Origin of the sequence: Shewanella sp. HL-SH2 (assembly GCF_051164935.1) — a bacterium.
Classification (GTDB): domain Bacteria; phylum Pseudomonadota; class Gammaproteobacteria; order Enterobacterales; family Shewanellaceae; genus Shewanella; species Shewanella glacialimarina.
In genome coordinates this window covers 91,322-103,084 of the sequence record NZ_CP195035.1, presented here as the reverse complement: position 1 = coordinate 103,084, position 11,763 = coordinate 91,322, and the positions used below count along the sequence as shown (strand labels likewise).

The window sequence follows — 11,763 nt, the reverse complement described above, 5'->3', positions numbered from 1 at the left end:
GTTATACTATATATTAATTTTAACTTCTTTATCTATTCGGTAATAAATGAAAAATTATAAGAATTTGGTCTTCGAAGGTGGTGGCGTAAAAGGGGCTGCCTACGCAGGCGCAATGAGAGTGCTTGGCGAGTTGGGGTTATATGATAACGTATCATCCCTTGCGGGCACATCTGCTGGATCGATTACTGCTAGCATACTAGCATGTGGGGCGTCTCCTGAAGAACTTATAGCTTGCGTTAAAAGTACGCACTTTGCTGATTTTATTTCTGACCGTGGTGGGGTGCTCGGAGATTTTGCTCGTTTGGCTTCACATTATGGAATTCATACGGGAGATGGGTTTACCAAGATTATTAAGCAGCAAATAGGGCAGACATCCGGAGATGAAAACTTGACATTTTCATCTCTAAATAAACTGTCTAAACAACATTCTAAATTTAAAGATCTTTATGTTGTTGCCACTAATTTGAGTAGTCAAACTGCTCAAATTTTTTCATACAAAAACTCACCCGATTTACCAATATGGAAAGCTGTAAGAGCATCTATCAGTATTCCATTTGTATTTGAACCGTTTGAGATCAATGGTGAGCTTTTTGTGGATGGCGGTTTATCATGGAATTATCCTATCGATATCTTTGATAGGGAAGGATGCGATTTTGATCAAACACTTGGTTTTTTTTTAGAAGCTCACAATAAATACCAAGAAATTAAAGAGCTGAAAACGAGTCATGAAAACATTGATTCTTTAAAGTCTTATATCAATGCTGTGAGCGTTTTCATGTATGAAAAAGCTAATTCAGGACACATTCATCAACGTGACCAAACCCGCACTGTATTTATTGATGATCTGGGTGTTTCAGGAGCTAATTTTAAAACAAGTGAAAGTGAAATTTTAAAACTTGAAGAGTCTGGCGCAAATGCGATGAAGGCATTTTTGAAAGATATCAAATGTTAGATCGCCTGCATAAATTTTTAGACCATCCAATTGTTAACTTATTGCTAGGCATATATTTTGTGGTGACTGCCTTTGGTGATATTTTGATGGATTTACCTCAAGAAGAGGCGGTTTATTTACCCAGTGCAGTACATGGTATTTTTGCAATTGGCGTACTTATTATCTTGCGATCATTGACTGAACTAATCGTCAATCTTCAAGAGGGAGTCGGAGAGTTAGAAAAGTTCAGAGATAGCGCGCCCCTGCTTTATTTCCGAAACATAATCTATAGCAGATATTTTATTGTTATAGTGGCAATTTTCATTACTCTTTCTGGTATCACAGACGCATCTGAATTTTTTCTTGAATCTGATTACAGTGGCGCATCCAGTGGACTGATGTTAGTTGTCATTGGTTTATCTATGCTGGCCTATGTCTTCCTCGCTATATTTGAAAGCGAAGAATATTTAAAAGATAATATGTTTAAAAACCAACGGTTTCTCAAAAACCCAAGAATCTTATTGCTCAAACTTATTGTGGGTATATTCATAGTAGCTGTTGGTATTTATGAAGAAATGTATTTTTTTGAGGAGTTCGAAGGAAGCCCCGTACATCGAAGTGTGATCACTTGGTATATTGTTGTAACACTCAAAAATATAATTCGAGGAGCAAAAATCCTGTTTAGATCAGAGTCTGATAAGTGCTCAAAAGAAAGTTGAGTGATTTAATATTGATCAGTTTGGCCGTTTTATGATCACACCGTCTTCTATAATTGTGCCGCTCACCCTAGACTAATACGAACTATAGGTATTAGAGTCTAAACACTAACCCATTTATGTCCAAAAGTGAGTTACTAAGAGATACGCTTTCAGTTGTAATAAAATGACAATTCATAATTATAGTATCTAGGTGCAGTTCCGATTTGTCAGACTATGGGTACATTTTATGTCAGAGTATGGTTATATCTTTTCGGTAAGTTATTGAAAGCTGAAAGCTGCCTATGTCAGACTTTGCTTCCAGCGACAAGTAAGTTTTTGCTGAAAGCATGCAGGTTCTAGAAATACTTAACGTGTAAACTTTCTGCGGTACGTCACAGATTGCTTAAAAGATAACAGCAAAATCGCAGGATTCCATCCTGCACCGGCCAAAAGGGTATCTACAGCAATACCCTCTTGGAACACCCTGCCGCCCCAGACGAAAAATGCTGAAAAGCGCATCTTTTCGATGGGTATCGATCCAGCTTTTACCCACGTTTGTCGTCCGCTTCGGCCATTGTCGACAATCCCTAACGCTTCCGACGGGCCGTCCCTGGCCCAACGTAAGCTAGCGTGGCATCCATGCCAAGCTCACGGAATTGTCTCGATGACCTCAATTCAAATGAAGTCTGATAGTGATATACTGATACAAGTAGTTATTTTTAATGAAAAATTTAGTTGTAAGTGTGACAAAAATCTTGAATTAAACCCACAAATCAGATTAAAGTATAGCCACTTAAGGACAGCGTAGGCTTAGCTCGAAACAATCATCGAGCACGCCATTTAGGGAAGAAGAAGCCATTCAGCAGTGATGTGCCAATCGACTGATTTATAGAGTTCACTCTGACCCAGTTATTGCAGTTATTGCAGTTATTGCAGTAGGTATTTTCGCACTAGCGCTTCCTATCAGTTTTTTGTTGATTGTATTATTTAACCTCAACTCGGGTTAAGAGATGAATAAATGGCATTGAGATAGCCTAAATTCAATAACTTACATTCAAACTTGAACTTTGCGCTGATAACAAGGCGAATTTACGCGTCAATAGCTAGTCTATTGCAAGTGAATTCAACGCAGTTAGCGGTACAAAGGGCTGTTTGATATGCATTTATTATCCCGAGTTGAGGTTATTTCGATTTATTCAAAAATGGGGTACTCATTTCAGAGCACCCCAAAGGTAGCGGCTAGTTATTATTTATGTTTAGGTCTTGAGGCGTACCCCTAAAACACCCTACGTTATAAGGGAAATCATATGTCCAGTGGTAGTGGAACATATTACGAGTTTCACCATCCCATTCTATTTCATGGGTATGACCATGGCATTCATCCAGATCTGCTGATGTTAACACCTTTCCATCTTCTCCTCTTGGACCAAAAATACCAAAGCCATCTTGGATATATCCCATCAGTTTAGAGTGTCCGCCATTATCTGGATCTAGCTTTGCTAATACATTTTCAGCAAGATAGTGGTAGTGGTATGTTTCAGTGCCGTCAGTATGCCCACCACTGCTGTCTAGCATTTCATAGGCAGAGGCATCGGTTCCAACGGTTGAAGCGCCTTGATAAATAGCAGAGCCAGTAAGTGAAATGCCATTGGCCCCAAACCCAACACAGTTAGGCTGGGCATTGACGCTTGGAATAGCATCAAAGCTTATTTGGATATTGTGTGACCGAATGAAATTGGGGTTTTTATCATATCCATAGGCGACTGTGCCACGCTCAATAGGGAAGGTGCCGGTCGCTGTTGTTGGCAGGTTGTTTCCGGTGATGAGGCGTTTTCCTTGGCCATCAAGCGTCACGCTGAACTCACTGGAAAAATAACTTTCACCCTCAACTTGCGGTTTAAGAATATAGTTCCAGGTACCATCTGCATTGGTCCAGTCGTCGGAAGGCGCTGCTCCAGCACCATCTGCAGGAAGCCGACAAAGCCAGAGTTTACCGACTTCAGGCGTATCATCGCCATTTATCCGCTGCAGAATAAGCGGGTCACCAATGGGAAGATGGGTTAAGTCGGCATTCACCTTGCTGTCGTTACAAGTGACGGTAACATCGGCGATATTGGAACTCATGGTGCCGGAGCCATTATTAATGTTACAGGTGTGATTTTCGGGTAGGGTAATTAACTGGATATTATACGCAGCGCTTTCGCTCACGGTTTCTGTGAATGCAAATCTTGTTGCACCAGCAGAAATTGCTAAGGTTTCATTACCATTAAAAAGGCTCAAGCCATCGGCGTGAAGCCCTGAAATTTCGCCCGCTAATATCAATTCACCAGTTGCATCCTTGTTTGAAGATAACAACTCTTCCCAGCCAACGCGTTCAGCGCGGTAGATCTTGTTATTGTTAACATGTAATTCCCAAACAACTTGCGATGGATTAGCGGCGGTCACTTCAACCAAATAAGCATTGTCATTACTGCCTGGTCCTCCAGCCGTGATCAGAATATTACCATTGGGCAGTTCATCAACATCCCCTAAAGATTGAGTATACTTATCAACAATATGCTCCCAAACTTGGGTTGCTGTCTTGGTATCAGCATTAACCCGGTACTTAACGGCACGGCTGTTATTCTGCGAACCCGCTAACTCAGCTTCGTTACGATTATCAAAAATCAGATATTCTCCGTTGGCGGTTTGCATCGGCGCGTGTTGCGCTGACATCCAACTGCCTTGTTCTAGACTGATAAATTTGTCCTGTAACGACTGTTTTTGAGTGCCTTCAGCGCTGCCAAGGATCCAGTTAATATCGCCACTCTCGTGATTAATATTGACGACCCAGCTTTGAGATCGTAAGGAGAGTAACAGCGAACCATCGTCTTGCTGCTGTATTGCATTGGAATGTGTCCACTCCATTGCACCATCAACGACACGTGTCGATAATGCTCCGGTGAAACGTTCGGTATCGAGATGGTCGAAGCTCGACCATTGCCATACTAAGGTTCCTGAAGGGTTATATTCCTCGATACGATCACCTTTTAGTGAGTTGCCATTAACATCTTCAAATTCGTTAACCAACACCACAATATTGCCATTATCTAAAATGGTTGCTTCGTGATGGTAGGTAGGGAGTGGGTAAGAGGATAAAATATTACCTTCTATGTCTATTACCCACACTTCGCGCCTCAGCATTAACATTATTTTGCCATCGCCAAGGTATTTGATGGCAGGAGAACTCGCTAACATAGGAACATCAGTGTTGTGTAAATACCAAACAACTTGACCTGCTTCATCTACGCCAATAAAACGGGCATCTGTATCAGCAACTGAAAAAAAGGTAACGCCTGGATAGCTATTATCACTGCTAGTTTTTAATTGAATATCAGGCAAGCTAAAGGGGAGGCTGGGCGTGGTGTAAGCTTTTGGTTCGCTGGTTGTTACTTTGCCGGATTGACTGGTGATCACCGCGGTGAATTGGTAGTTGGTTTCAGGCCTTAACCCAACCACGGTTAAATCATGGGTTAGTGCAGCTGCAGACTTTGAGGTTGCTCGGCTTGGTGTATCTACCGACTCAAATTGAATGGACACCTCAGTGACTTCACTTGTAGTCACATTTGCATTAACCATTAGCACATTGCTGTCGTGAGCACTGATACTAAAGTCAAAATCAACAGTAGTTCCATCACTATTAGCCTTCGTAGCAGTGATTGTCACCACATCGGCAGGACTATTAACCTTGCCATCATTCACAACCAGTGAAATATTATAGCTACCATCAAGATCGCTAGTGAAACTTGGACTCACGCTACTGGAACTACTCAATGTTGCGCCGCTACCGCTTGGTATACTCGTTAGCATCCATTGGTAAGTCAGTGAGTCGTTATCAGGATCTGAACTACGGTTTCCATTGAGGGAGACAAGGCTACCCGTAGTGATATTTAGGTTGTCCCCAGCGTCTGCGATAGGCGCACGATTTGTGCTCCCCGTATCAGGGCTAGGATCATTGGTAGTCTCAGCGCCTCCTCCGCAACCAGATAGTAAACTCAAACTAGTAACTAAAATGGGTACTAATATTCGATGATTAACGTTCATTTGACACTCCTTTTTTATCATTAGTACATAGTCCACCTAGTTCTGCATTTACCTTTACTCAGCTTTATTTATCTTTACTCACCTTTACTCCTTTAAGATGTCTGAATAATGATGAACTCAGCGATTGCGATACTGACCCGAGTGATGTCGGAATTTAGTGGGGTGAATTTAGTGGGGTCAGTGTAAAAGATAAGTTAACCCATTATCTTTTATCTTGTTTGGTACAGCTTTCCCATAGCCATCAATGAAACTAAATCGAAGAAACAAAAATTCAGGTGCAGATGAGCCAGCGAGTATCAAAAACAGGGACGTTTTTGTTAAGCCCACATGGAGGTGCTTGCGGCGTCTCGCTGGATTATCTGCACTAAGGCCTGCGGTAGGCAATAAGTACCAATGAAGTATTGGGCTAAGTGAATCAACCAAACGTGAATTAAGGTATTGTCGAGTCAGGGTAAACATTTATCGCAGATGATTGTAGTGCCATTCTGCTTCTGGTTATTTCCGCAGGTTACGGTGTTATCTTTAACTCATTCATTGAATTATAGCTGTACATAAAATGGGTAAAGAAACAAACAAAAATGGCTACCTCAGGTAGCCATTTTTATTGGGTAAAACTTACTGGATGAAGCTAAATCATCGCAGTTTAACTTGAGTTACTTAGCGTCAAAAGTGAACGACTGCCCCGCTAATGCGGCTTCGTACATTAAGCCACCTTTTGCTGCGGTGAAGATAGCCATATTATTGATGTAAACAGCATTTGCCGCATGGTTACTGCCAGCTTGTCCTGCGCTTGCTGAGTTACCTGTAGTACCGACTTGAGCGCTGGCACCGACGTTAATTGCTACCGCAGAGGCCTGGGCGCTAAACTCAAAACTGCCGCTGGTGAAGTCATTATAGGCTTGGGCATTTTTGAAGAAGATGATTTCGCTATAGGCTTGACCACCTAATTGAAAACCAATCGATATTTGCGTTAAGCTTGAGTCGCCAGTGTGCATGCCTCCTTTATAAACGCGGCCTTTACCATATGCAGCGCCGATACCAATGCCACCTTTTCCTACCGTGGGGAAAAGCGCGTAACCATATGCGGTATTAAAAAATGCTTGGGTTTCAGTCGCTTTTTTGAAATTAGTAATAGCATCGGTATAACTTGATTCATCAGCATAACTTACAGGGCTTAATAACAAAGATAAGCTAACCATAGTTGCACTGAACAGGGTGAGTAAACGTGTCATAAATACCTCAATAGGGTGCATTTGTGTCGTAATAATATGAGTAAGCTAACATACTGAGCATACTCAATACCGTGAAAAATGAATATTAATTAAGCCAAGCTACTCTTATTTTAACTATTTACCCGCTTTATCGACTTATTATTTATCCAGTACATAATATTCAAACCACTTTTTGTCCCACTCCATTTTGGCTTTGCGGTGCTTATAAAGGTTAAGTCCGTGCCCCTCGTCAGGATAAACAATCATCTCTACAGGGACATTTAAGTAGTGTTTTAAACTGCGATAAAGCCCTTGGGCATGGCCAACCGGAACACGTTGGTCGTGTTCGCCGATATGAATAAGCGTAGGGGTGTTAATTTTATCTGCATAAGTTAAAGATGAGGCTTTATCATAAGCGTCTGGCTGCGCCCAAGGCAGTCCTTGCATAAAGTTAATCACATGACCTGGAGTGTCTTCTTGCATCCACTGTAAACGCTGGTCGAACACACCAGCACCTGAACTAGCCGCTTTGAAGCGATTAGTGGTACTGATTAACGCATTAGTCAGGTAGCCGCCATTACTCCAACCCATTACCGCCATTTTCTCGCCATCAACAATGCCATCAGTAATTAACTTATCGACACCGGCCATAATATCTGCCACCTCGATTTGATGCTCTTTACCGACAAGATCGGTTAAAAACTTATCGCCATAGCCAGTAGAGCCGCGATAATTAGGCGATAGCAGAGCCCAACCACTAGCTGGAAATGTTGCACGCCCATATGAGCGATGCTGCAATGAATAAGATGTGGCAGCGGTAGGGCCGCCATGAATTTGTACCACTAAAGGTAATTTCCCCTGGGATTTTTTATAGCCGTAGGGCAGTTCTAAAATACCTTCAACAGTTGCCCCATCGGGTGCTTGCCAGGTGACTACTGATATTTGCGGTAACTGCCAGCTATCGACTTGCGGATTGATATTGGTTAAGCGTTTAAATTGGCTGCGCTTATAGTCGGCGTCGGCGATAAATAAGTCATGGAAATGGGTCAGGCTATTATGGCTAAATACCACTTGTTTACCTGATACGCCAAAACTGTAGCTGCCTACCACAGTATCACCGGCTAACACGCTACGTGTATCGCCTACTTTTCCTTGGTTTATTTGGCTGCAGAATAATTGCGTGCGTGCCGATTGTGCGCCGAGATAACATAACTCATTACTTTTGGGGCGCCATTGAATATCGCCACCTTGAAAGGTAGTTTTGCCTATTGGCTTAAGCTCAATGGTTGGCGTATTTGCTTGGGTATTGACCACAAATAATTTGCCAGGATAACCATCAAAATCGATTCTAAAAGCCAGTTGCTGGTTATCTTGATGCCAATCTAAACCCAATAACCAACCATAAGGCGAAGGTGCTTGTTGGCGCCATTGTTTATCATCTATGACTTTATTACTGGCGGTTTTAACATCAAAAATTTCAATGTTAGACCAACCTTCATAATAAACCAGTTCATTGTCGCTGGTGGTAATACGGGCGATTTTACTGCCGCTATCATTAACATTGAATTGCCAAACCACTTTGTCATCATCTAGCACTGTTTTCTGTTTGAAGTTAGTGAGATCAAGCACCTTCAATGGATTAGTGTCGCGTTTACCATGGGCATACTTAGGCGCAGAATAATTGGCGCGCATCTCTGCCCATTGATCAGTATCTGTGGATTTTTTATTGGCTAAAAAATAAAGAGATTTACTGTCAGCACTTAATTGGAATGCGTTGACCCCCAATTCTTCTTTGGTCATAGGCTGAATAGCTAGGTTAGCTAATGTGATGCGAAAAACTTGGTTTTTGCCGTTAAACGGCGCTTTGGCATTGTCTTTTTTATCGGCAGAGATAAAGTAAATAAACTCGCCATCATGGCTCCATACTGGGCTTGATTCATTGTCGTGGGTAAAGGTTAGGCGTTGGCTTTTTTTATCTTGGGTGTTAATCAGCCATAGATCAGATTGGGCTTTATCTAGCGCTTCGTCCCAACGGCTTTCCAACCAAACGGCTTGCTTGGCATTAGGGCTAATCGCCACATCTTGCATTTGACCAATGTCGAAAAAATCATCAATGGTAATCGCGTGAGTGCGAGGAGTGGTTGCGGGTGCAGCCTGTGCATCAATAGCCAAAGGGCTTGAAAGCATTATTGCCATCACGCTGATGTAAGAATAAATACGCATGGTATTCCTTTAAGTTGTCGAGTCTTTGTGTTTATCGGTACCATCGTCAGCGATGACATCTTGCAGATAACTGAGTTCATCAGCATCTAAAACTTGTTGGTTATTCACTGTATTGTTTGAATCTGATTGTATCGCGCGGCGGCTGAAGTAGGCGGTGCGAGTGACTTGATGCAAGCCATAAAAAGCCAGAATATACATAGTCACTAATAAACTTAAGCGGGTTATGGCTTGGGGTAAAATAGAAACCATACTGCCTGAGTAAAAAGGTAAATAGACAATAGTTAACCGCACTAACCAATTTATTAGCATGCCAAGAGCCAAAATAGTAATCCAACGAAGGCGTATGTCATTGAGTAATGGGTCGCTGTTGTTGCTGTTGTTGTTTTGTTGGTTTGTTTGCCGCAACAGGCGATAAATCATTGTAAAATAAAAACCAGTTTGAATTATCATCAAACCCGGCAGAATAAGCACAAAAGCATTGATATGGCTTAATTCTGCTAGCGAATGTATTGCCGTATTACTGGCTTGTAGATTAATGCCTAAGCCAAAAAATATCGCCGAGCAGGTTAGTATCGCCGCTAACATTGCAGCCATAAAATGTTTGAAAAAATTAGCCTGGTAATTATCGCCATGTAAACTTTGTTTACTGTAAATATACAGCAAAGGCATCAATAGAAAATAAATCGGGTAACACAGTGTCAGCAATAGGTGGATGGGTATTGGACTGGACTCTTGAGTGAATAATCCGGTAAGAAAATAGAACCCAATTAACCCTAAGATACCCGCAAGTGATTGGTTATCCGTTGTTTGACCTTGATAACTATAACGAATAAACAACGCTACCCCTAAGCAATGAACACCGCCTAGTAAAGATAGCCACCAATAGGCCTGGATAAAAAAAGTTTGATAGTCTGTCATTATCACTCTCAGAGTTGAAAGTGAATGTTACCCCAAAATATCCCATAGGGGGTAATAAACCTCGTTGGTTAGCCCAATTTTCGTTGGTGGCGATTACTAACACCTTCAGGTGGTTTACCTGGCCCAGGCTTACGTTCAGCCAGTAAATGTTTTATTGCCATTATTGGGTGTGGGATTAACATTCTAGGGCCGGCAAATATCATTATTTCACGTGCTTTTTGTTTCATATGAGGCTTGTAACAATGCACCGGGCATTTATTGCAGGTGGGTTTGGCTTGACCATATGGGCAGCGGTCAAGGCGGATTTCTGCATACGCTAAAAAGTCGCCACAAGACTGGCAGACCCCTTCGCTTGGTTTTAAAGGGTGATGTGCTTTACAGTATATCTCGACCATCGCGGTCATGGTGCGAAATTCATACAGTAACTTGCCTGAGAGTAACTCAGAAACGGCCATCGCTATACCTTAGTGTTTTGCTCAACCATTGACAGTGTAGGGCGCTCAATAAGGTGACACAAGTCTACAAGTGCAAGCCGTGACATGTGGCAAATAAATGGCAAAATTGCCTGGCTAATCACAAAAAGTGCGTTGTTCAGCACAAACTCAACGCTTTGTTACAGTTAAATCGCTTAAATACTTGATTTGTTGATAGTGATTAGATTATTAATAACACTGTGTGCTCAAAAAAACAGCGTTGTTTTTCGATAGGCATTAGCCATATTGTAGTGAGTACAACAAACCATACGCGGTAAAGCGCGTTTAAACAGGATGATATTGAATGAAAGTGATCATAGTCATTATTCTTGTGGCGATTGGGGTGTATTTATTTAATCGTGCCAAGGCGACAGCGCAACAAGAAACATCTGAGAATGAATCATCAAAGCCGTTGAACCGTACTGAAGCTGAAATTAGTGCGCTTGATGAGGCCGACATAGTCGAATCTAAAGCTGTTGACCTTACAGTGGTGGAGGTGGTTGATTCGCTGCCAGAGCCAGAGCCAGAGCCAGAGCCAGAGCCAGAGCCAGAGCCAGAGCCAGAGCCAGAGCCAGAGCCAGAGCCAGAGCCAGAGCCAGAGCCAGTTAAAGGGCTTTTGTTGCCTAAAACCGGAGCCTGGGCAAGTGATACATTTAAACAGTTAGTTGACCTAGCTAATAATACCGAGGGTAAACAGGGGCAATTTGACGCAATAACCAATGTCATAGGGCATAGTTATAAAATGCGTAAACAAGCCGATTACTGTCAGTATGGTGCTAAGTTGCAACAGGACTATTTGGGGTTATTTGATAAACTATATCAGCAGGACAAGTCACCATTTGTTGATGAAAAAGCCGCAGGCCATTTGCATCTAGCAACATTGCTTAATGATGTAGGTCAGTTTGACCAAGCCATATCAATTTGCCAGCATGCACTTACGCATCAATTATCAGATGGCACCATAACGGGTTTTGAAGGGCGACTAGTGCGCATTGAGAAAGCCAAATTAAAAACTTAGCCGCAATAAAACGGTTGCGGTTACAGCGGTGCACAAAGTTGGCTTGAGCTTTTGCGGCCAGCTCGCAAAAGGCAAACAGACTCTGGTAATTTCGAGTATCATGTTGCTCACTGAAGTAAAAAGCGGACATCAGTCCGCTTTTTTTATGCATTTTCATTATCATTATGGATTCAATCACTTCACTGATTAATTTACTCCATAAAGTGAC

At 42.1% G+C, this 11,763-nt stretch carries 8 protein-coding genes; 3 read left to right on the top strand and 5 right to left on the bottom strand.

Annotated elements, in window-relative coordinates:
- Positions 1 to 46 precede the first annotated feature (46 nt).
- Positions 47 to 952 (top strand): patatin-like phospholipase family protein, encoded by a 906-nt coding sequence (locus ACRWP9_RS00345; RefSeq protein WP_434927365.1) that lies wholly within the window; start codon positions 47 to 49, stop codon positions 950 to 952.
- Entirely contained in the window at positions 946 to 1,650 is a 705-nt protein-coding gene (locus tag ACRWP9_RS00340) for a hypothetical protein (RefSeq protein ID WP_434927364.1), read from the top strand. The genes ACRWP9_RS00345 and ACRWP9_RS00340 overlap by 7 nt, the downstream gene beginning before the upstream one ends.
- A 1,218-nt stretch (positions 1,651 to 2,868) precedes the next feature.
- Here ACRWP9_RS00340 and ACRWP9_RS00335 read toward each other — a convergent pair.
- From ACRWP9_RS00335 to ACRWP9_RS00315, 5 genes are all read right to left on the bottom strand, one after another.
- Positions 2,869 to 5,712, bottom strand: coding sequence for an aryl-sulfate sulfotransferase (locus tag ACRWP9_RS00335; RefSeq protein WP_434927363.1), 2,844 nt, complete (start codon positions 5,710 to 5,712; stop codon positions 2,869 to 2,871).
- 653 nt (positions 5,713 to 6,365) lie between these two features.
- Positions 6,366 to 6,944, bottom strand: coding sequence for a YSC84-related protein (locus ACRWP9_RS00330; protein WP_434927362.1), 579 nt, complete (start codon positions 6,942 to 6,944; stop codon positions 6,366 to 6,368).
- A gap of 138 nt (positions 6,945 to 7,082) precedes the next feature.
- The gene (locus tag ACRWP9_RS00325; protein WP_434927361.1) at positions 7,083 to 9,146 is read right to left on the bottom strand and encodes a S9 family peptidase; all 2,064 of its coding nucleotides are present in this window, start codon (positions 9,144 to 9,146) and stop codon (positions 7,083 to 7,085) included.
- Positions 9,147 to 9,155: 9 nt separating this feature from the next.
- Positions 9,156 to 10,064 carry a hypothetical protein gene (locus ACRWP9_RS00320; protein WP_434927360.1) on the bottom strand — a complete coding sequence of 303 codons (909 nt, stop codon included), beginning with the start codon at positions 10,062 to 10,064 and terminating at the stop codon, positions 9,156 to 9,158.
- Between the two features lie 68 nt (positions 10,065 to 10,132).
- Positions 10,133 to 10,519, bottom strand: coding sequence for a nitrous oxide-stimulated promoter family protein (locus tag ACRWP9_RS00315; protein ID WP_434927359.1), 387 nt, complete (start codon positions 10,517 to 10,519; stop codon positions 10,133 to 10,135).
- A 322-nt stretch (positions 10,520 to 10,841) separates the two neighbouring features.
- On the opposite strand from ACRWP9_RS00315, the gene ACRWP9_RS00310 reads away from it, so the two are divergent.
- The gene (locus ACRWP9_RS00310; protein ID WP_434927358.1) at positions 10,842 to 11,555 is read left to right on the top strand and encodes a hypothetical protein; all 714 of its coding nucleotides are present in this window, start codon (positions 10,842 to 10,844) and stop codon (positions 11,553 to 11,555) included.
- Positions 11,556 to 11,763 lie beyond the last annotated feature (208 nt).

Coding starts and splice junctions, on each gene's coding strand:
- ACRWP9_RS00340 (WP_434927364.1), top strand. CDS start 946: ATGTTAGATCGCCTGCATAAATTTTTAGACCATCCAATTGTTAACTTA.
- ACRWP9_RS00315 (WP_434927359.1), bottom strand. CDS start 10,519: ATGGCCGTTTCTGAGTTACTCTCAGGCAAGTTACTGTATGAATTTCGC.
- ACRWP9_RS00325 (WP_434927361.1), bottom strand. CDS start 9,146: ATGCGTATTTATTCTTACATCAGCGTGATGGCAATAATGCTTTCAAGC.
- ACRWP9_RS00310 (WP_434927358.1), top strand. CDS start 10,842: ATGAAAGTGATCATAGTCATTATTCTTGTGGCGATTGGGGTGTATTTA.
- ACRWP9_RS00335 (WP_434927363.1), bottom strand. CDS start 5,712: ATGAACGTTAATCATCGAATATTAGTACCCATTTTAGTTACTAGTTTG.
- ACRWP9_RS00320 (WP_434927360.1), bottom strand. CDS start 10,064: ATGACAGACTATCAAACTTTTTTTATCCAGGCCTATTGGTGGCTATCT.
- ACRWP9_RS00330 (WP_434927362.1), bottom strand. CDS start 6,944: ATGACACGTTTACTCACCCTGTTCAGTGCAACTATGGTTAGCTTATCT.
- ACRWP9_RS00345 (WP_434927365.1), top strand. CDS start 47: ATGAAAAATTATAAGAATTTGGTCTTCGAAGGTGGTGGCGTAAAAGGG.